We start from the raw sequence: 20595 nt of genomic DNA, 5'->3' as shown, positions 1-20595 counted from the left end.
GTTTTACTGGTTACCGTCGCCGTCATCAGGAGTATTGCCGGTAGCCGAGTTCTTCGAGCAGTCTTTGCCACCTTTCATGCACAAACCGAATGCGCACATAATGGCGCAGGGCAAAACACTGATTAGAATAGCTGACGCGCCAATTGCCGTTAGCCAACTCCAGTTGAATGCCAAGAACGGAGTTGCAATAATAATCCCGCCAATTAATAGAACCATCGAACGACGATTTCGATAGTGATAGGCAATATATTCAATCAATATATTTGAGTTTGGTTGTGTAGTGGGCTTCATGATTTACGGCTCCAATGTTTTAGGGTTGACGATGCGACGTAAAAAAGTAAGCATTTCTGGATTGTCCCACGTTGCCGGACCAACCAACCGCCCAAGTTCATGCCCTTCAGGCGAAATCAGCAACGTTGTTGGAATCCCGTAGGTTTGTAAATCCGTTGATGCTTTCATGGTTTGATCAACGTAAATAGCCAAGTGCTTGATGCCAATTTTTGTATAGAATTTTTGTATGGCTGGGACACCGGCCTGATCTATTGAAAGAGCGACAACTTCAAAATTTTTACCGCCTAATTGCCGTTGCAAATTATCGAGGGTTGGCATTTCTTCTCGGCAAGGAGCACACCAGGTTGCCCAGATATTAAGCAAAACAAATTTTCCACGCCAATGAGATAAATCAAGGTCGGAACTTTCGACATCAGTAAATGAAATCGGATTCAGGGAACGTGGTTTTTCATAAAGAGACATAACCTCCAGTGATGTACGCCCTTTGCTATCAGATACTGACGCCGTATCATCATCTTGATCGGCGTTGAATAACGAAATTGGCTCAAGTAGCACAACACCCAACAATCCCACGACAATCAGGCAGACAATAACGATTTTCCGTGTCATTTACTTTTACCGCTAAACAAATATTTACCAAGGGCGGCAATTGTGAGCAGGATCAAGACAGTAACTAAAAGGCCTGCAAATCCCATTCCCCACATCATCATTCCACCTGACATACAGCTTGGATCGGTCATCATTTTTCTGCTCCTTCACTCTGTCGAGTACATCGTTGGTTGATCGTCACTTATTTGATAAATTATGAATGATCCGGTTTTGGGACCTCCCATGCCTGGGGACCCTGTTGGCATGCCGGGAAGTGTCACGCCTTTGATGTCCGGTTTTTCTGAAAGTAGTTTGTTCACTGTATTAATTGGAACATGCCCACTCACCACGTAATCATCGATGACAGAGAGGTGGCATCCCTGATAGTCCTCTGGAATTCCAGCCTTTTTACTCATAGGCACCAGATCATGCGTGGGCTTTACAGTAACGGTAAAACCATTTTCCCGAAGATAATCTGCATATGATTCACAGCATCCGCATTGCGGATTTTTATAAAGCGTAACCTCAGTTGCCACCACCTCTTGTCCGTAAAACAAGTAGGCCGCAACAGCAATTGCACCAAGTGTTCCAAGTGCACCTACACCCATAATTTTTTTATTCATCTAAATTTTCCTTCTTCAAGTATGCAACTTTTCAAGCAACGCGAATAACCCCCATCATGCCGCTCGCTTGGTGCTCCAGAATATGGCAGTGAAACATCCAATCACCCGGATTATCGGCGACAAAAGCTATTTCCACGGTTTCGCGCGGCGCCATTAAAACTGTGTCTTGCCATTCCTGATGCTTGGTCTTCTCCCCATTTCGAGAAATCACCCTAAAAGAATGGCCGTGGAGATGAATTGGGTGATACCACGCGGAAGCGTTTGTCATCGCAATTACATGACTGCGGTTAAGGTCCAAATTGAGCATAGGGTCCATAATGTGCCCTTCAGCGGCAACTCCATTGATGAACCATATTTTTTTAGAATGCATCATGCCCATCATTGAACGGGGCGATGTCACATTTATCCCCATGTCCCGTGCAACCATATTGCCCATCATGCCGCCGGAGAAAATCACTTCATGACGTTTTGCCGTTTTAAGATCAGGCTCCTTTAGAGGGTTGTCTGGCAATTGAACTGGCCAGTTGGGACGATCATTCCTGACGATCACATCAGAGTATTTTATATTGGTTAGTTGATATGTTAAGCCGTCATAAAATCGATCAATCACGCCGTTGTCGTCTCCGACATTTCCCGACATATCCAAAATTAGATCAATTCGCATAGCAGGGCCGAGAACAACAAGATTGTTTTCCGGCGAATGTGGGGTAACGGGTTGTCCATCCAATGCAATAATCAGTGGGTCGTGCCCTTGAAAATCCAGCCCAAAGATACGGGCATTCGCCGCATTTATCAGTCTGAGACGTATACGTTCTCCTTTCCTGACCGAGAAGGCATCCGGTTTCTTCCCGTTAAGGGTGACGAAATTCCCTATTCGACCACTGTGGCTCATATCGTGGGAATTTCCAAAATCCTCTTCAATCCCACCGGATTGGTTCAGGCGCCAGTCATCCAACATCCACGTCACATCGCGATCAACTCGTATTGGATTAGCTTCCTCGATAATTAGGGGCCCGTAGAGACCACGACCAACTTGTTCGAAACTTCGCTGGTGGGGATGGTACCAGTAAGTTCCAGCGTCAATCGCCCTAAAATCATATACAAATTGGCTATCTGGTGAGATCGGCTTTTGAGTTAAATGAGGCACCCCGTCCATAGCGTTTGGCGTGCGAACGCCATGCCAATGAACCGTCGTTTCTTCCGCCAACCCATTTTCAACAATTATACGTAAGCGCGTTCCTTGGCGGACACGAATTTCGGGCCCCGGAACTGATCCATTAAAGCGCCAAAAAGTTGTGGGTTCTGCAGAGTCAAAATTAAATTTACTTTGGCCAGGGGCGGCATGAAGAGTTACCTCCATGTCTGAGGAAGCATTGGCATTTGGCATCCACAGGTTCGGGATTATAGCTCCAATTGCAGCGGCTGCACTCGATGAAATTACGCTTCGGCGCGTAAATTTCGAGACTCGTCTATTTTTCATAAGTTAAACATCCATCAGGCGTTGTTCCAGCCGCAAAAGACACAAATGTCTTCTGCAGATCGCAACTGCTTGGTTAGCGAAAAAAGGCTATAACAAGCATGCGCCAGCCATCATCTGCTAAAACGCAGGGCTAGCACCAATTAGGATGTGTGTTTAGGAGGGTGAGGTTCAGGAAATTCACCGCGTTCTTTTAAGCGAGAAATCTGACGTTCAAATTGTGTTTTTTCAGCGGTACGTAGTCTAGTTGCATCAAGTGCAGCTTTATCGGCGATTACAGATACAACACAGACACTGGAACAGGCAGCACCGACACTCTTCATATTGCCAGCTTCAGTGCAATCTTGACAATTCGTTATCTCAACTTGCATGCTGTCCAGCATCATTGCTTTGACCGGAGTGATTTCTAACAATCCGGAAAATATGAGCGCAATCAGGAGAATGCTTATGTTTGAAAAAACAGATTTCATGCTCTTATAAATATGGCTTCGCATGTTTTTGTCAATGGACAAATTGTCACGGTATGGTGACACATCTCAATATGTTACAGGCACTAACTGCCCTAAAAGGCTTGTTTTTTAGGTTTCTGTATCTTATGCCCCTTCTTATGGTTTGATCCATTTTGAAGCTAGTGGTTTTGTTAAAAACGACCACACCAAACTAGACGAGGCCCTTTTTCCTTTAAACCCTCCTACATTTTCCTTATATGAAGGCCATTATTAAAGAGGTACCCGTGACCAAACTCGACCGCACCATAAGCATTGTCCCCATGATGAACTGGACTGCTTATTGGTTTAGTTAATTGATTTAATTTAATTGCATTTTATTTTTCTTGGCACGCATTTGGTACAACACTAAATGCTATGAATCTTTTTTGGTACCACAAATGAATAAGAGGGAAACTACTTAGAATGATTTCCTTGTTCTCCGCTCATAACTGAGAACTCCAGCGTGGGTGATTGTCGTCCACTATGAAAGTGTGACTATGCCGCCTTTTCCCTTGTGACCATCCCCGGTATTGGTCCGATCGTGGCATCCAGTCTTTCAGCCAGTATTCCAGATGCTAGCCTGTTTAAATGCGGCCGGGAGTTTGCCGCTTATCTAGGCTTGGTTCCCCGGCAGCACTCAACTGGCGGCAAACCTCGTCTGGGCCGCATCACGAAGATGGGTAACCGGCGTTTACGAAAGTTGCTTGTTGTTGGCGCCCATGCAGCCCTCTACAGCATCAAGTCGGGCAAAACCGATACGCCGCTTGCCATGTGGGCTCGATCGCTTTTGGCTAAAAAACCTTTCAAACTCGTTGCCGTTGCCCTAGCTAATAAGATGGCTCGTATCGCATGGGCGATTATGACCCAAAACACAACATATCAACCAATACCCAAGGGTCTTGTCTCGAAAATAGCATGATTGAATGAAATGATTAGAAATTGCCCTCTGGGCAATACAGTTGGCGGAGTGAACAAGGGATGATGTGAAACAAAGGCGAAATGGGATACGCCAGAACCGGAAAACCCGAGGCTTTGTCTAGCGCAAATCAAGCGCGATAATGTGATAGGGACCGGTTCCCGCGAAAAACATCAGGGCCAGCGGTCATAAGTGCCGCGTTCAAAGGCCGGAGACATGACTGCACCCGACTGCCTCGTTAAAACATCTCATAAATTCACCTTGCTAAAGGGGCGCCATCCAGACATGACAACGCCGCAATAAGGTGACGCTCTAGATTAAAAAGATTGTGGACTGACGCGTGAATTGAGGCAAATTTCTGTAACGATTTCGTGTTTCTGAATTTTATCATCGCTCGCACTCGTTGCCGGAAAGGTTGATGTAAATTCGCGGCTTTATTATTAGACTATTTGTTACCAATATGCTCTGCAGTTAAGCCTACTATTTGGAATGCTTTGTGATACGATTTTAGTTTATCTGTGCGTGGCAGCGTTGTTAATGTAAAATTCGAAAGTGAATTGTCACTATCAAGCTAGGATTTGAGGATCGCGGTGGACTTACAAACAGAGGTGATATGAGATGCGCGCGCGTACAAGCATCCTACTTGCGCTGTTGGCAGTGATTTTGATCGCTACCGTGTGGTGGGCTGTCGCCGATAATGCGTATCTTAATCGGCTATTCCAGCCCAAGGCGATGCAAGACGTTATTCAAAATGCTGGCGTGTGGGGGCCGATCGCCGTTATCGGCATCATGGCTGGAGCTATCGTTTTCAGCCCACTGCCAAGCGCCCCTCTCGCGCTTGCTGCCGGGGCTGCTTACGGGCATATTTGGGGAACGATCTATGTGTTGGTGGGGGCGGAAATCGGGGCACTCGTGGCGTTTGCCATCGCCAGATTTTTTGGACGTGATGCAGTTTGCCGCCTGATCGGCGACCGCCTACCAGAAACTCGTTTCTCAACGCAGAATGGCCTTACTCTTGTGGTCTTCGTGAGCCGTTTGTTGCCGTTTCTCTCATTCGATGCCGTCAGTTATGCGGCTGGACTGACACGGCTTACGGTGTTTCGCTTTGCAGCGTCGACCTTTTTGGGGATGATCCCGGCTAGTTTTTTACTCGCACATTTCGGCACCGAATTGCGCGCCGATGATGGGGTCGGCATTGCCCTCGGCCTATCGGTTTTCGCACTCGTCATGGCGGTGCCGATTGTTATCGTTTTCGTGCGCCGGAAATACCTCATCAGGAACCAGGTAAAATGATGAAACGATCTTCAGTCCCATCGGGATGAGAACTGGAGCGCAGGTCACGCAGGGGGCATTGTCACATTAACTTTTTAAACGTAAAACCTCGATGTTTGTTGAAATGTGGCCTGTTGTATTTCAACGACTTAGAAGGTTCTCAATTCCTTCAATAATACCAAATTGGATGAGTAATGAGTTAAGGTGACGGCTCCGTCAAGGTAAACTCATCGTTCCACTAAAGTACCAATCGCCCACACCTATCAAGCGCATAATTGCTGCCACTCAGCTAACGAAGCGGAGCGGTCTTGTTTAAATTTGTGGCGACTGACTAGATGGCGTTGGTGGTTGAAGTGGTTATAAACTGAAGAATGAACGGATACGAATTTTTGTAAGCTGCCCATATCTCGGAAGTGCAGCATAGCGTATTCTCGTCGCCGGAAGGGCAGATGAGAATTCTCACATCTGTTATTTCCCCAACGACCAGTTTCTTGTTTATCGGCGTTGCCAATAACTTTCATCGCTGCGCCATAATGAGGCTAATTTATCAGTTACTATTTCTTTGGGACGACCATACCTTTTCATTGCCTTCTTAAGGAAAGCCAGAGCAGCCTTGCGATTACGTCGCTTTGTAACAAAAACTTCAAGCACTTCACCTTCGTGATCTACGGCACGCCACAGATAGTGAAGTTCGCCATTAATCTTTACGAGGACTTCATCTAGATGCCATCGCCAATTAGAGTAATTGCCCGAAGGATGAATTCGTTTCTTGCGTAATTCTTTCGCGAAGATTGGTCCAAACCTATTCCACCAATAGCGTATTGTTTCGTGACAAATATCAATCCCTCTTTCATGAAGAAGATCTTCAACATTACGAAGTGAAAGCGGATAACGAATATACATCATCACAGCGAGGCGAATGATCTCCGGTGATGTTTTGAAATAACGAAACGGATTTTGAATTTTCATACCCAAATGTTATTGTTTTGCGGCAAGGCCGTCAAAGCGAAGTTTTGTCTGACAGAGCCCCACAAACGCCCCTTACACGGAAGCCCTGTCTGCTTTGGTCTTCGCGTTAGATGATGAAAGTTTCCTCGGTGGTGGTACGGAATAGAAACAACTAACAACGTTCATACCAGCTGCCTTCATATGTTGCTGGTATGAATATCTTCGCTCAAACCGCTAAACAAACCTTTCTATTCAGACCACCCTATCTTCAAGTCTTTTTGGCTCCAATATTCGTCACAGTAGTTTTCCCAAAATTTGAAAACACGCCCATCGAAATAGGTATAAATAGATTCTACTTGTAAGTCTTAAATTGAATATAAAGTAAATTAATTGTTTGATTACAGCCATTTAAACCTATTAAAAACATTCTATATCGATTGACAATATGTAGGTGGTTGGCTTCAGGTGCTATTGCTTTATCGATTGGTCCGGCCCATGCGGCGAAAAGAATTCAAAATCCCCTATTTCGTGCAACGCATCCCAAAGACATTCTTCAGGAGGCGAGAGGCATAGTTCTTAACCTCCCAGTTGACGATAAGGTGATTTCAAGAAAGATCACAGACAAGGCCATCTTTGTTAAAGTCTCTCTCGATACAAGAGAACCCAGTGAAGCCAAAATAAGGCAAGCGACGATTGCCGCCTATCTAGAGAGTGTCTAGAAAACACGGGGCTATTCATACAGCCCATTCATGGCTGGCGGCGTTCGTTTATTAAGGCTTACGGACTAGAAGCAGGTCTGGAAGGCCGTATACTCGATATCATACAAGGTCATGCACCCGATACAGAAGGCAAGAAATATAGTGGCGTAGGGACACTTAAAGCGTCCGCAAATGTAATTGAGCAGTTCCCAAGGTATCAAGTTTTGTAGTGTAGATATCAGCCAATAAGACTAGGTTAGAAAAACCATTTATGCAGCTGTATGCTTGCTAATATAATTATTTGAATTTGAAGAGCAAAACTTAGGCCCAGTGATCAAATTTTCTTTAGACAAGTTGATTGCTAGTGTTTCCTCTACTTGAATCTGCAATGGGCTGGGATGTATCTTCATTCCCCACCCCAGTATTTCACCAGTATTACTTGAATAAAACATTGGTTTTATAGATTCAAATACTTCTGACGAATACTTCTTTCTTCCTGTAATCATTGCCAATGAAACAGACACAATTATGTCCGCCAACTGTAAACATCGAACCCTTTCAAATCCAGTTGAGTAGCAAAATGAAATATGATTAGCTTTAACGTACCGAGTTCCTTCCGACGATAAGTTGTCGATAGTTTTTATGAGCTCAGCGGCTTGCTTATGGCCACCACTTGGAGCTGAGACAACAATGGCTCCACTTTTACGTGTTCTTTTTAGTTCTCGCTCATAGCGCTCCGCCACTAACTTTGTTGCATCTAATTCATGATCAATTCGTTCACTAGTAGCAGGCTTCCAATTTTTCCCCTCAGCCACGACTACGGCTTTCACAGACAATTCTTTAGCTATATCGCATGCATCTAGTATAAACTTTGTCCGATTCCCTCCCACCAAATTTTGATACATCCACAATTTCTTACTTGGCGACCACTTAAATGCCTCGCCGTTTGGAAAACCAGCATCCAAACACAGTGAATTCAACTTTTTCTCTAAGAGCGCACAATGATTTGCTGGAACATGAATACCCCCGACAGCAACCATCGAACCCATTCCCCGAATCAAAGGATCGTTTACTTTGCTATCATCTAAAAATAGAGTGTCACATGGAGTAGGGAGCGCCTCACACGACCCTAGATCGCTACTAAGTATCTTCATGCTTTTCAATATACTGTATTAGAAAAACTGAGTCTACCACAATATCTAGTATATCTTGGCCAACAAAGACTCGCTTAAATTGTTTTTTTCGCCACAAATTTCTGAGCGGATATATATACGTGCGACTTCGCGCTTAGTCCCCCGTGCCGCCACTTGGATAAACTTTATTTGTACCTACCTGTGGGCGGGTGGTTCCAGACAGCCAGCAAAGACGACCCATTAATTATTCTCAACGTGGGTAAGGTTGAGGCGCAAGTGTAATGGCGCGTGACTGCGCATCAAACAGCAACCAGATACATCCCTTTATTCACTCACTGAAACAGATGTTCATAAAACCCTCACGCAATTCTGAACTCTGACCTCAAGGAAACTGCGGAGTTCTGCATGTTGATACTGTTGTTCATTATACTATCCATAACCATTTCAACCTCGAGCGCGACGTGATAGAGGTCCAGTTTATGGCTTACGGAAACGAGCTCGTACTAGTCTGACAGTACCTTTTTATAGGCTATCAGAATTTTAATGCAGACTGAGAAATGGCAGTCTAGGGACCTCGGCCTCAATCCAGAATACCCGTAATAATTCCCTTAATGATCAAAAGACTGTATTATGGTCTTTACATACTTGAACCGGCGATCATTATGGCGAAGAACTCTTCTGGAAAACGGCAAGATCTGAAACAACGGCCGCCTGCTGCCCCGCGCGCAGGCTATTCACCAGTATGTTATATGGACGAATTCCCTGACTATTTTGGCCTGACCGAAGACAAAGAAGACAAAACTGGCGACACGCCCAAATCCCCGCCCCTAAAAACTGACACAGAGTAACGGTCAAGATATAAAAGTGAGCTGCGCGCCGCCTCAGGGTCGCGCCGCTTGCACCAGAGAGCGAAACAGGTTCCGCGCAGACTGTGTGTAGAGCATCAGTTCCGGGTGCCATTGGACACCGATCATAAAAGGATGCACCCCTCTGTCGACCTGCTCGATCGCCTGAACAACATTGTTCTTTTCCAGCGCGACAACCCGCAGGCCGTCCCCTGTCTTATTGACCGCCTGATGGTGAATACTATTCACCCGATAATGTTCATACTGACCCAGCAGATCAAAAAGGTGCGCGTCTTTTTGGATAACCACATCCCGCCTGCCGATCGCTTTACTGATAAGACTACCGCTGGGTAGGAACCCTTCCAGGACGTCTTTGGCTTCCTGATACAAGGTACCGCCTAACGTAACGTTCAACAGCTGCATACCCCTGCAAATGCAAAGGATCGGGCTTTTTTCCTTGATCGCATGCCCGATCACCTTCTGTTCCAACGTATCGCGTTCCCGGTCGTAGGAAACAGTTGGATCCAGTGGCACGTCTCCATATAATTCGGGATGGACATCGCTGCCACCGGTGATGATGAACCCTGAATAATGATCCAGCGGGCGTTCCTGTTTTTCAGGGGTTATGCGATGGGCTTGTCCACCGACGAGCCAAACTCCCAATCTTACACACCACCAAGGCACTCGGCCCCCTTTTTCCGGGCCCGTCACTCCAATTAAAACTCTCTTTTTTCTAAGCGTCATATCCTAACTTTTTTGCTACTTCTGTGGACCAGTCGGCATTGAAGATACGAAGACCGTTCCCTTGAAATCCCAGATAATCAGCAGCCATAGACCCCAGCTTGTCCGGATCATTTGCCAGTTTTTCCACTTCAATCCAGTAATTCCAGTCTCGCGCTATACGCCAGTCCGGATCGTCAATTTCACAATTCGGGAGGCGATAGTGAAATGCTGGTCGGGCTTTCACCAACTTACGTTGCCCTTCGTCCAGCCCGTCCAACATGGACGGCTTCAGATGGGCGAAAAGAGGCAACAAATCAAGGGCTCGGTTGCGGGTTGGGTTATGCGCCAGATAATCTTCGATGAACTGATCCAGTGAAGGCGCGTAGTCATCCTGTAGCACCAGTTTAACATAAGCGTCAGGAAAGGGGTCGATATAGGTCAGCATCCGGCGGGGCAAATCGATCCGCATGACTTTCTTCAGCCACGGATATAGAATTAAAAAGGCGCGAAGAACATCGCGAATATAAGAGACCTTTTCCGAAGCCACTTCAGGATTTATATGCATTCCAAACGCATTGACAAACGCTGACCGGGTTCCCTTGGCCTCCTTTTGCTGGAGTTTCTGACGCAAGATTTCCAGCTTTGGAAGCTGGTCGAAGGACATTGGCGGTGTTACAATTTCATAAGGAACCATCATCCCTGCAGCTTGACCCATTCGGGCACTTAGCGCTGCGCGGATCTGATTCATATCCAAAAGACTGCCCTCTTCAACAGGCTGTTTTATTTCAAGTTTAGCGGCCAGGCTTTTTAACATCTGGGCATCCAGCTCAACCTTGAAACGCCCCATTGGAGTATCGGTCACCTCGGCTTCCAGCGCGTTTTTGTATTGGATCTTACCCTCGAACAGATCAGCGATAATCTCAGAGCAGGTTTGAATATTCACATCCGCAAATTCAAACTCAAACCCGGCTCGTCGCCCCTCATTATCTGGATTGTCCGTTATCGGAGGTCGTTGAAATGACATAATCCGAAAGCTTCTCCATATTAAATTTAAGGTTTCATCGCTCTGAATTCCCGCGCTCAAGGAGGAGTATCAACAGGAAATACCGTGTTTCTACTGGTTTAGCTAATGCCTCTGCCAACCTTTTTCAATGATTTCCCACCGAGGCGCGGTCTGGTAGCGTTCAATATCCCGGATATAAAGTGGACATCCGTCAGCATGACAGGTTGACTGCGATCTGAGAACAGCTCCAACCTCAACTGCTGTCAGGGCATGTTTCCCACAGTTCGACTGTCACTTTGATTATGTTGCGGGTCAGCAAGAGGCCTCCAACTTCACAAGAGGACAAGCTGAGAAGAGGCTTTTGAAAGGGGGTCTGTCGCACACCGCTCTCCCGTTTCTTAATTCAAAGGCTTTGTCCAGAAAGAGAGCTCTTTCATATTATTTTCCGCCAGCCTCCTGATATCAAATGGCCAGAAACTGCTCTTTTAAGGAGAGGGTGCGCCGTCCAAACCAGACGGTGCCTTTGGTCATTTTCTCATTTATCAAGCGATCAATATTCAGCGGATTGTCACTTTTCAGACCATCAGGCAATAGCGCCTCTGGCATATTCTGGTAGCTGATGGGACGCACAAAACGTTCGATTTTCCAGTGTACCAACGGAGATGGACCGGGCATCAGTACTCGCCGGATAGGGGCCACCGTGAACCATCGCATGACAGACCTCGACACCGGTCGGAAAATAGTTGACCAAAACGCGGCTACAACTGCGTTCCAGATGAGGCATCAGTTTAGCCACTGCCGCTGTATCCTTTTCAGACATATTCACGGTGCCAGTAAGCTGACCGACAAAAGCCGCGCTTGCCATTTCCATTTCCGCTAAGTCCTGGCATTCAATGATGATTGCTGAGGGGCCAAAAATTTCTTCGGCCAGATCGGGGTGTTTTTGCCACGTGGCAAAGTCTGTACCATAAATCCCCGGGATGGCACAAAATGGATTAGTAGTTTCTTCAGCTGCCAGCAGGCAAGTGAAGCGGTCATCGGTATTATAGGCCCGGGTTGTTTCATGTTAGGCCTGTGCATTACGGTTCGTGAGCATGCGCAGGGCGACTGCCTTTTTCCGAACGTTGGCAGATTGCGCTTTAAAAGCGTCCAGTGCGGGGCCTTTCACGGCAACAACCACACCCGGATTGGTGCAAAACTGACCGACGCCCATCTGCGAAGACCCACACCGGCCTTCTGCCAGTAACCCGGCTTTTTCATCCAGTATATGCGGCATCCTGAAAACAGGATTGTTCCTGTCTAACTCCCCTTAAAAAGGGATGGGTTCTGGTCTGGAAACAGCATTATCAAACAAACCACGCCCCCGCCAAGTGATCCGGTAAAACCAACCTCCTTGATTAACGGATGGGTGACCAGCCTTCATTCTGCAAGTTGGATTGATACCGGACCCGATACAGCCGCGCGTTCAAAAGACTTTGCATTTCCTGCAGGCCAAATTGAAAGTTCGACCGGCGCCCTGTCTCAACAGGCCGATACCTTGAAATCTGTCGTTGATGTATTCCTTGGGAAAACTCGGCAGGCAGGTTAAAATAGATCACTCGGCTAACAGGTACTCCGAACACCTGTAAACCTCGACTTTTGGGGATCCCATTATACACGGGATCCGTTCAACTGGTTATTAAAGCAGGGCTTTGATTTAACCACCCCATCCTCATGCGATCCGTCCCCCGACCACTGCAGAAAATGATATCGCAATACCAAAAATTACTACAGAACCCTCAGAATTCTTGTTCAGGCTGCATTATAGGATTTGATTGTCTTTGCTTTTAGCCCGTGTTAGAACCCTCAAATAATTGAAAAACTCACTCAAATCAATACCTTAGAGTTTTCTAATAAATTTTTTGCACTGCTAGCTCAAAGGACCAAAAAAATAATGAATACCACAAGTAAATCAGCCTTTGTCGCCTGCATCTTGATGTCAACATCCGTTGTCGCAGGGGAAACCAACAATGCCAGTAGATTTGAAGTTTCTGTTCAGACTGATATTCAGCGAGCGTGGCAACCCGAAACCATTTACATGCTGGATGACGTTGCCGGTAGCCGGGCAAAAACCAACGAAACCATGACCTTGGCGGGCGTAGGAGTGGCTATTGGCTATTCACTCCCGGAAGATACTTTTCTAAGCAACTCATTTTTCGGCGATCGGCCGAGTGTGCAGTTTTCTGGCAAATATATGACCGGCAACAGCACGTCGTCTCATTTTGACGGTGGGGCTAATGCGAACTCCAATCTTAATCTGGATGGTTCCCGCGGCCTCCAATGGGCGAACGGGACATGGGCGAGTGATAATCAAATCGATGTCGCACAATTTTCCGCCTTCATCAAGGGTAGCCATGAAGAAAACACCTGGTCCTTTGCTCCCTCAATCGGCGTTCTTTTTACGGACTATTCCCAGACATATGACTTGAACTCTGCTTTTTCTAGCGCTAATCGGAATGTTCTGGATGCCTCTCTTGATGCCGATCTATACGGCCTGAGTTTCGGAGGTGAAATTAAATCCCCGAGTTTTTCAGGCTACCGCATTAGTGTCATGTCCAACATAAAAAGTTATGTTGCCGATACTGACCTTTCAGCAACGCAGGATAAAGATCAAAACATTAATTTGTTCAACACTTTGTCGCTGCAGGATGACGAAACCAGTGGTGTTTATGAGGGGGAATTGGGCGTTCGTGTTGAAAAGTCTTTTGGCGCAGTTGATCTTTCCCTCGGCATGAAAGCGAGTGCCGTCTATGGCATGCCGTATATTCACATGCCTGAAGCATTAAACGATAGCGCGCGGATCGAAAATGACGAAACCTCTTACGCTGTGAGCGGTGATATCAGGCTAACGGTTCACTTCTAAGACACCATATCGCACGAAAAAACAGCAGCCCCGAAAGGCTGCTGTTTTTTTATGTCTTGCGCCTTAAAACACATCGGTTGAAACGCTGTTTTGCAAAAAAGATGTGCCCACCGACAACGAGGGGATGACTGTCAGTGGGCACGGGGGTTGCAGGCCGGCTATCCGTCCTGCCTGGGGTTCGAAATCTTTATTTTTTGGGAAGCAGAACCGTATCAATCACATGGATGACACCGTTCGACGTCATAACATCAGCACCGACCACTTTCGCATTATTGATCATCACGGCACTTCCCGTTGCGTTAACGTTAAGTTTGCTGCCTTCAACGGTTGGCGCCATCATTTCTTTGCCGGCAATATCTTTAGACAGTACTTTTCCGGCCATTACGTGATAGGTCAGGATCTGCACCAGCTTGTCTTTGTTTTCTGGTTTCAGGAGCATTTCAACCGTACCCGCTGGCAAGGCGTCAAATGCGGCGTCCGTTGGGGCGAAGACGGTAAAGGGCCCATCACTTTTCAAGGTACCGACCAAGTCAGCGGCTTTAACTGCGGCAACAAGGGTATTAAATTTTCCTGTGCTAACAGCAGTATCGACAATGTCTGCCTGAGAGCCCGCCAAACTGTTTGTGCCGAAAGCGGCCAAACCGAGTGCGAGGGTGATAGCTGCAATCTTCGAGGTAAAAAGCTTGTAGAATTTCATGTTCTCTCTCCTAAGGGTCGGCGATCCGACATTTTTAAAAGATCCAGGTCTCAGCAGATCATTTTCCCCCTTGTTTACGCAGCCCCTTCCGAATTGGATCAAAAAAAAATCAATAAAATCAAATATCCAGGCATTTTTTTCTTTCTTGAGAAAAAACTGATCCAAACTCGGTTCAGACGCGTAAATGTTTATTGATGCCCTCACGTTTTCGCCACCCAAAGGGAGAAAAAACAATGTTTTCACCGCGCAGGAGTTTGCTGGCAGGAATTGCTTTTCTATCTGCCATGGGCTTTACAAACAGCGCCACAACAGCTTTGAGTTTGAGCCCGGTTGATCCACTGGAAATGTACGGTAAGCGCATTGAATTTTCTGTCTTGCGGGATGGGGACCACGTGGGCCGTCACAATGTGACGTTCAACAAGACCGACGACCAGCTGGAAGTCATCTCGAATTTTCAGTTAAAACTGACACTGCTGGGATTGCCTATTTATGAGTATATTTATGCAAGCGTGGAGAAGTGGGAAAGCGGCAAGTTGACAGCTTTGAGCGTTGATATTGTAGATGGCGGCGAACGCATCACGAATTCCGCCGCCCGCAAAGAAGCCGGTTTTTGGGTCAATGGCCAACAAGTGTCGGAAAAACCTGACTATCGTATTTACCCGACAAATCACTGGAATAAGAACGTGTTGTTCCAGGACACAGTCCTGAACACCATTTCAGGCAATTTGAACCGGGTTACAATCCAGCCAGAAGGGATCGAAACCATTGCTGTTCACCAAGGCTTTATTGAAGCCCGCCGATACCAGTATGTTGGCGATCTGGACGCCACGGTCTGGTATGACCTCAAAGGCCGGTGGGTCAAGTTGGCCTTCACCGCAAAAGACGGATCCAACGTTGAATATTTCTGTTTAAACTGCAACACGGAAGATAATTGATATGAACTCTAACAAACCAGTTTGGATCATCGGCGCAAGCAGTGGGATCGGCGCAGAGCTGGCCCGTCAATATGCCGCTGAAGGCACTCCTGTTATTATCAGTGCCCGCCGGAAAGAGCAGTTAGACAAGGTTGCATCCGAATTTCCTGACCTGCTGACGACCTGTCCCATGGACGTAACAGATCCGGACACAATCCAGAAATGTGTCACCGCCCTGTTTTCGTCAGAAAAACCACCGGAACAGGTCATTATTAATGCCGGAACCTATCGCCCCATGACCAGCGATAAATTTGTCGCCCAAAATGGGATTGATACGATGACCGTTAATTATTTTGGGGTCATTCGGGTTCTCGAACAAATTCTGCCGCCCCTGCTGAAGGCGGATGCTGGAAAAATCGTTGTGATGGGCTCCGTCGCCGGGTTTAATGGCTTACCCCTCTCCCATGCCTACGGTCCCAGCAAGGCCGCGCTGATCAATTTATGTGAAGGACTGGCCGTTGATCTTGCCAAGACAGGCGTTGATCTTCAAATCATCAATCCCGGGTTCGTTAGAACACCGCTGACCGACCAGAACAAACACCCCATGCCGTTCCTGCTGGAGGTGGACGATGCCGCCAGGCGGATCCGGGAAGGCATCGAGACGAACCGGTTCGAGATCACCTTTCCGCTGAGATTTGCCTATATGCTAAAATTGATCCGCTTGTTACCTTACTGGATCTCAATGCCTCTCATCCGGAAAGTCACTGGCTCATGAAAGCGACATCTTCAGAAGAAACCTGCAAAAAATATATTTCGTTTTTTGAAAATCTGTCGCCGGAAACCGTTTCAGACCTGGATCAACTGACAACAGAGAATTTATATTTTGAGGACCCATTTAACAGGCTACAATCCCGATCAAAGGTCATCGAATTGTTCTCCACCATGTTTGATCATCTGGAGCAACCCAAATTTTCCGTAAACACTGTATTTTGGGATGATGAAAAGCAATCTGCCGTTCTCAAGTGGGAATTTGACGCGACTTCCAAAAAACTGGGAGCCGTTCATATCAGGGGTGTTTCCGAGCTTTTATTTAACGAAAACGGACTGATCCACACGCATGTAGATTACTGGGATTCCACTTTATATTTTTTTGAGAAGATCCCTGTATTGGGCATGATTATTCGGTGGATAAAGCGGCCGTTGCGTCTCTCGTAAAAAACAGGGTGACGGTGCCTATTTCAAACCCCCAACGCGTCACCGTTGCCCGGTTAATAATCACGTCATCAGGTTGACGAAACAGCCAGTCGTCAAACTTTACCCGCCAGACACTATCTTCCACTTTCAGATCCATCTCGTAGGTCCAGTTCAGGCTGTTCCCATAAGAAATCCCAACAGCCTTTCCGATCACGTCATCAGCCGATCCTTCAAATCGATGAGCGTCCTTGGCTATGATCGTCCATACCCGACGGGATTTTTCGCCATCCGCATACACAAAAGCCTCATCCAGAACCAATGTGTCCCCATTGACGATACCGTCAATATCCACCTTAAACTGGCGCCGCAAATTTCCAAAACGATCTTCGAAAATCCCCCACGCCGTGGTTTTGCCGTCAAAATACTCGAAAAGATCGAGGGCCGGCGTGGCGTTTTTAAACTGTTCAGGCTTCATCGTATTACAACCCGTCAAAAGCAACAGTAGGGGAAACAACAAAAGGGCGCGCATCGGACTTCTCCTTTGACTGGGTGTGATCAGCCCGCACGCCGTTCCAGTCGATTTCTGATAACATTGTGTTTTCTCGCATCTAGTGGAAAGCGCCACATGATGGCGACTGAACTTACCTTTAATACGATGGGGACCACGGCATAGATCACTGAAAGAAGAAGTAAATTTAATGCGTCCGACATCTCTGCAGTATCCGCAGACGTCTCTGGTTGACCAAGGATGAGATAGGCGGATCCGGCACCAACCCCCAGCGCGAGTTTGCTGACCATACTCCAAAGCGAGAAAAGCAGGGACGCGCGATCCTCGCCGGTCGAATAGGAATCCCAGTCCGACACATCCGCCTGAATAGACGGTGGAATAACAAGATCGGCCCCCACGGTTATGCCGGTCACCAGACAGACCAGACCAAATAAAACAACGGATCCTGTCGATAAAAACGGCACCACCAAGAAGGCAAGGCAGGCAATAATCATCGCATAACCCCAGACGCTGTGTTTACCGTATATCCGGCATAAATAATACCAGATCGGCATTCCCAGTATGGCGGCAGAAAAATATAAAAACAGGAGATAGGTACCGGTGCTTTCTTCCAGTCCCAACCCGTATTTAACAAAAAGCGGGAAACAGGCCGTTGCAACACCGATGGACATACTGTTCAAAAACCAGGCGAGCATCAAGCGCAGGAAAAGACGATTTTTTCGAAGCGTCTTTAACGCTGATAGCCGTAATTTTGTGGATATCTTTTTCCGCGATGATCTTAAGAAAAACAGAAATGGAAAGGCGGCCAATCCTAAAAACAGGATCAATTCTGCACTGCCGCGTAATTGCTCAGAAACCGGTTGTTCTGCTGCAAATGCAAGATACGCACCCAGTATCAGGATGCCGACAATACCTGAAAATTCCCGCGCCGCGTTGTAACTGACCCGCTTTTCATACTGGCCGGTCAAATCAACAATCCACGCAAGATAGGGCACTTGAATAACCGTCCAGCCAAACAGCATCAGGCTATACCAGAAAAACAGATAAAAACTGCCAACACCGACGGACGGCGTAAAAAGCTGAAACAGGGCAAACCCGGTGATGCCGACACCAATCCCGATCTGTATTTTACGGGCATTGGCGTATCGTCGCTGCGAATTCTCGGTTGCCCAGCCAACCGCGGGATCTGTAAAAAAATCCAGTATTCTAGCCATCAGAAGGACAAGGCCCGTCTGTGCAAGACCCAAGCCGAGATTATCTGCATAATAGGCTGGGATAATGACTATGACCGGAATAAGCGGCATCGCCATAACCACGCCCGGCAGGGCATATAAAAAGACCGCCAGGTTGGGTTTTGGGTCAGGATAACTCAAAGATAACCACATCCAGCGATTTCTGGCGGAAACCCGCTTCGCAGTATTTCAGGTAAAATTCCCACATGCGCTTGAACCGTGTGTCATAACCAAGCGTACTGATTTTCTGCCAGTTCTTCTGAAAGTCTTTTTCCCACTGAGATAAAGTATCCGCATAGTCGGTTCCGAATTCGTGGCAGATGCGGACGTTAAAACCATTTTTCCGGGCCGAATTCATAAACGCTGTTTTGGAGGGCAGCAAGCCTCCCGGAAAGATGTATTTTTGAATGAAATCCTGCGCCCCAAGATAGGTATCATACCGGTTTTCATCGATCGTGATCACCTGTACGGCGGCTTTCCTGCCCGCCTTCAGGTTCTGTTTTAAACACTGAAAATACGAGTCCCAGTTTTCCCGGCCCACCGCTTCGAACATCTCGATCGATACGATCGCATCATAATCCCCATGATGATCCCGATAATCCCGCAGAAAAAAACGCGCCTGTTTTTCCAGCCCCTGTGAAGACAAACGGTCCTTGGCAAAAGCAAGCTGTTCTTCTGACAGGGTCAGACCATCGGTTTGACCCTGATATTCTATGGCCGCAAATTCGGCGAAACCGCCCCAACCGCAGCCAACTTCCAAAATTTTAGATCCTTTCTCAACCCCCGCAATCCTGGCAATTTCCTGATATTTTCTCATTTGTGCCTGAGCCAGAGATTGATCGTTTTCCCCAAAAAGGGCCGACGAATATGTCATCGTTCGATCAAGCCATAACCGGTAGAAATCATTCCCAAGGTCATAATGATGCGCGATATTGCGCCGACTACCACTTCTGGTATTGCGGGTTTTAAAAAGGGCAAATAAATGCTGTATTTTAGTCAGAAGTCCGCCAAGGATGCTTTCCTTTAGATATTGTTCATTCAACAAGGCGACCTGCATCAGGGCATCCAGATCCGGTGAGGACCATTGCCCGTCCATATAGCTCTCTCCAAGGCCAATATCACTGTGCTTGAGAAACCGTTTGACCGCGCCGATATCATGCAGATCCATTTGTGCGCCCTTTACGCCTGCCACAGGCTGACCAAACTCAAAAAGCGAGCCCGAGGGCAAGGAAAGGGTGACATGGCCATACTGGATACGCTGCAATACATGTAAAAAAGCGCTCAACCAGGGATCATTGAATTTCGATGCGGAAAATGAAACCGGTTGGTATTCAGAAACAGAAACCTTCGGCTTGTGGGTAACGTCGGACATTTATTTCTCCTGCATCTCTTTTGTTGGCGTATCGAAGCGGTCGACAACTTTCAGTCCCTTAAGCCAAAGTTTTAACGCCTCCCAATGGATGCCGGTAATGACTTTTAGACTGTTAAAGGGGAATTTGAGCAAAGCCTGACCAAGTGTTCGGCTGGTCAGTTCAGAACGCGTGCCGTGAAAGGACGCGTTCATAATCGGGCTGCCCTCATGAAATTGACGAATGGAAACCGCAATCTCATCGGACGGGGGAAGCAAAGAAAAATTATATTGGCAATCCATCGGCATAAAAGGCGAAACATAGAATTTCTTGGCACAATAATGCTTCAGAATTTTCTGGGGGTAACTGTCGGTGACCGAAAAAACATAGGTATGCTGTTCACCAAAGGTATTGCGGACCTCATAAACGACAGCCACAACGGTATTCTCTGCCCCATAACAGTAATAGACCGATATCGGATTAAAGGCATAGCCAAACAATCTGGGAACGCAAAGCAGGCTGATCCGGGAAATGGGTGTCTCAATTCCCTCTGCCTGCAACTTGCCCAGGATGTAGGCTTTAAGATCTGCCGGGTTATTTTCACCAAAATCAGATTGATACAGGCTGCAAATATTCTTCTTGCCGACCGACAAAAAAGACAGGCTTTTGTCCAGCAGATCAAATTCATCCAAATCGATCAGAAGATAAAAAAGGCGGTACTGCAAAAGATGCCCAACCGGCTTTAACCGCCGATGGGTAACGATCCCTTGATAAAGTGAGCTTTTCAACATCCA

At 46.9% G+C, this 20595-nt stretch carries 24 protein-coding genes and 3 pseudogenes; 8 read left to right on the top strand and 19 right to left on the bottom strand.

Translation table 11 applies throughout. The annotated features are described in order from the left end of the window. Positions 1–3: 3 nt before the first annotated feature. From OIR97_RS00745 to OIR97_RS00720, 6 genes are all read right to left on the bottom strand, one after another. Positions 4–291 carry a hypothetical protein gene (locus OIR97_RS00745; RefSeq protein ID WP_219821615.1) on the bottom strand — a complete coding sequence of 96 codons (288 nt, stop codon included), beginning with the start codon at positions 289–291 and terminating at the stop codon, positions 4–6. A gap of 3 nt (positions 292–294) precedes the next feature. Further along, on the bottom strand, positions 295–900 hold the full coding sequence (locus tag OIR97_RS00740; RefSeq protein ID WP_219821614.1) for a TlpA family protein disulfide reductase: 606 nt from the start codon (positions 898–900) through the stop codon (positions 295–297). After that, positions 897–1034, bottom strand: coding sequence for a hypothetical protein (locus OIR97_RS00735; RefSeq protein WP_169542757.1), 138 nt, complete (start codon positions 1032–1034; stop codon positions 897–899). The genes OIR97_RS00740 and OIR97_RS00735 overlap by 4 nt, the downstream gene beginning before the upstream one ends. A gap of 12 nt (positions 1035–1046) precedes the next feature. Next, a complete protein-coding gene (locus tag OIR97_RS00730; RefSeq protein ID WP_169543839.1) occupies positions 1047–1502 on the bottom strand; it encodes a DUF411 domain-containing protein in 456 nt (151 codons plus the stop codon). A gap of 31 nt (positions 1503–1533) precedes the next feature. Further along, positions 1534–2982, bottom strand: a complete 1449-nt coding sequence (locus OIR97_RS00725) for a multicopper oxidase family protein (RefSeq protein WP_169543838.1) — start codon at positions 2980–2982, stop codon at positions 1534–1536. Positions 2983–3122: 140 nt separating this feature from the next. Beyond that, positions 3123–3449 carry a hypothetical protein gene (locus OIR97_RS00720; RefSeq protein ID WP_169543837.1) on the bottom strand — a complete coding sequence of 109 codons (327 nt, stop codon included), beginning with the start codon at positions 3447–3449 and terminating at the stop codon, positions 3123–3125. 529 nt (positions 3450–3978) lie between these two features. On the opposite strand from OIR97_RS00720, the pseudogene OIR97_RS00715 reads away from it, so the two are divergent. Continuing rightward, a pseudogene (locus OIR97_RS00715) lies at positions 3979–4386 on the top strand (transposase); the annotation flags it as partial. 298 nt (positions 4387–4684) lie between these two features. On the opposite strand, the pseudogene OIR97_RS18845 reads toward OIR97_RS00715, so the two are convergent. Next, positions 4685–4825: pseudogene (locus OIR97_RS18845) on the bottom strand (IS6 family transposase); the annotation flags it as partial. 176 nt (positions 4826–5001) lie between these two features. Here OIR97_RS18845 and OIR97_RS00710 point away from each other — a divergent pair. Further along, the gene (locus OIR97_RS00710) at positions 5002–5676 is read left to right on the top strand and encodes a TVP38/TMEM64 family protein (RefSeq protein WP_169543836.1); all 675 of its coding nucleotides are present in this window, start codon (positions 5002–5004) and stop codon (positions 5674–5676) included. A gap of 242 nt (positions 5677–5918) precedes the next feature. Here OIR97_RS00710 and OIR97_RS00705 read toward each other — a convergent pair. Together OIR97_RS00705 and OIR97_RS00700 are read right to left on the bottom strand one after the other, a co-directional pair. Next, positions 5919–6624, bottom strand: a pseudogene (locus OIR97_RS00705) (IS6 family transposase). 946 nt (positions 6625–7570) lie between these two features. Next, positions 7571–8341, bottom strand: coding sequence for a hypothetical protein (locus OIR97_RS00700; protein WP_169543835.1), 771 nt, complete (start codon positions 8339–8341; stop codon positions 7571–7573). A gap of 755 nt (positions 8342–9096) precedes the next feature. On the opposite strand from OIR97_RS00700, the gene OIR97_RS00695 reads away from it, so the two are divergent. Further along, entirely contained in the window at positions 9097–9282 is a 186-nt protein-coding gene (locus OIR97_RS00695; protein ID WP_169543834.1) for a hypothetical protein, read from the top strand. 33 nt (positions 9283–9315) lie between these two features. On the opposite strand, the gene OIR97_RS00690 is transcribed toward OIR97_RS00695, so the two are convergent. From OIR97_RS00690 to OIR97_RS00670, 5 genes are all read right to left on the bottom strand, one after another. Further along, positions 9316–9942, bottom strand: a complete 627-nt coding sequence (locus OIR97_RS00690; RefSeq protein ID WP_169543833.1) for a gamma-glutamyl-gamma-aminobutyrate hydrolase family protein — start codon at positions 9940–9942, stop codon at positions 9316–9318. Between the two features lie 70 nt (positions 9943–10012). Beyond that, positions 10013–11026: an amidoligase family protein gene (locus OIR97_RS00685; RefSeq protein ID WP_169543832.1), complete on the bottom strand. Its 1014-nt coding sequence runs from the start codon at positions 11024–11026 to the stop codon at positions 10013–10015. A 441-nt stretch (positions 11027–11467) separates the two neighbouring features. Next, positions 11468–11596 (bottom strand): hypothetical protein, encoded by a 129-nt coding sequence (locus OIR97_RS00680; protein ID WP_267177751.1) that lies wholly within the window; start codon positions 11594–11596, stop codon positions 11468–11470. Next, positions 11589–11876, bottom strand: a complete 288-nt coding sequence (locus OIR97_RS00675; RefSeq protein WP_169543831.1) for a hypothetical protein — start codon at positions 11874–11876, stop codon at positions 11589–11591. The genes OIR97_RS00680 and OIR97_RS00675 overlap by 8 nt, the downstream gene beginning before the upstream one ends. A gap of 195 nt (positions 11877–12071) precedes the next feature. After that, complete coding sequence (locus OIR97_RS00670; protein WP_169543830.1) at positions 12072–12281, bottom strand: hypothetical protein; 210 nt, start codon at positions 12279–12281, stop codon at positions 12072–12074. Positions 12282–12398: 117 nt separating this feature from the next. On the opposite strand from OIR97_RS00670, the gene OIR97_RS00665 reads away from it, so the two are divergent. After that, a complete protein-coding gene (locus tag OIR97_RS00665; protein ID WP_169543829.1) occupies positions 12399–12593 on the top strand; it encodes a hypothetical protein in 195 nt (64 codons plus the stop codon). A 345-nt stretch (positions 12594–12938) separates the two neighbouring features. Further along, positions 12939–13907 (top strand): hypothetical protein, encoded by a 969-nt coding sequence (locus OIR97_RS00660; RefSeq protein ID WP_169543828.1) that lies wholly within the window; start codon positions 12939–12941, stop codon positions 13905–13907. Between the two features lie 187 nt (positions 13908–14094). Here OIR97_RS00660 and OIR97_RS00655 read toward each other — a convergent pair whose 3' ends face one another. Further along, entirely contained in the window at positions 14095–14604 is a 510-nt protein-coding gene (locus tag OIR97_RS00655) for a fasciclin domain-containing protein (protein ID WP_169543827.1), read from the bottom strand. A gap of 233 nt (positions 14605–14837) precedes the next feature. Between OIR97_RS00655 and OIR97_RS00650 the strand changes: the two genes are divergently transcribed. The 3 genes from OIR97_RS00650 to OIR97_RS00640 are packed head-to-tail and all read left to right on the top strand — an operon-like array spanning position 14838 to position 16733. Next, the gene (locus OIR97_RS00650) at positions 14838–15539 is read left to right on the top strand and encodes a DUF6134 family protein (protein ID WP_169543826.1); all 702 of its coding nucleotides are present in this window, start codon (positions 14838–14840) and stop codon (positions 15537–15539) included. 1 nt (position 15540) lies between these two features. Further along, the gene (locus tag OIR97_RS00645) at positions 15541–16293 is read left to right on the top strand and encodes an SDR family NAD(P)-dependent oxidoreductase (protein WP_169543825.1); all 753 of its coding nucleotides are present in this window, start codon (positions 15541–15543) and stop codon (positions 16291–16293) included. Further along, complete coding sequence (locus tag OIR97_RS00640) at positions 16290–16733, top strand: nuclear transport factor 2 family protein (RefSeq protein WP_169543824.1); 444 nt, start codon at positions 16290–16292, stop codon at positions 16731–16733. Before OIR97_RS00645 ends, OIR97_RS00640 begins: the two co-directional genes overlap by 4 nt. Here OIR97_RS00640 and OIR97_RS00635 read toward each other — a convergent pair. The 4 genes from OIR97_RS00635 to OIR97_RS00620 are packed head-to-tail and all read right to left on the bottom strand — an operon-like array spanning position 16696 to position 20592. Further along, positions 16696–17241 (bottom strand): DUF3833 domain-containing protein, encoded by a 546-nt coding sequence (locus OIR97_RS00635; protein WP_169543823.1) that lies wholly within the window; start codon positions 17239–17241, stop codon positions 16696–16698. The genes OIR97_RS00640 and OIR97_RS00635 overlap by 38 nt on opposite strands. 26 nt (positions 17242–17267) lie before the next feature. After that, positions 17268–18593 carry an MFS transporter gene (locus tag OIR97_RS00630; protein WP_169543822.1) on the bottom strand — a complete coding sequence of 442 codons (1326 nt, stop codon included), beginning with the start codon at positions 18591–18593 and terminating at the stop codon, positions 17268–17270. Then, on the bottom strand, positions 18580–19824 hold the full coding sequence (locus tag OIR97_RS00625; protein ID WP_169543821.1) for an SAM-dependent methyltransferase: 1245 nt from the start codon (positions 19822–19824) through the stop codon (positions 18580–18582). Before OIR97_RS00625 ends, OIR97_RS00630 begins: the two co-directional genes overlap by 14 nt. Further along, entirely contained in the window at positions 19825–20592 is a 768-nt protein-coding gene (locus OIR97_RS00620; RefSeq protein ID WP_169543820.1) for a DUF1365 domain-containing protein, read from the bottom strand. It lies immediately after the preceding gene. Between the last annotated feature and the right edge of the window lie 3 nt (positions 20593–20595).

The sequence above is a fragment of the Sneathiella aquimaris genome (genome assembly GCF_026409565.1).
In the GTDB taxonomy this organism is placed as follows: Bacteria; Pseudomonadota; Alphaproteobacteria; order Sneathiellales; family Sneathiellaceae; genus Sneathiella; species Sneathiella aquimaris.
The sequence above is the reverse complement of the archived record's forward strand: the minus strand, read 5'-3'. Positions and strand labels throughout refer to the sequence as shown.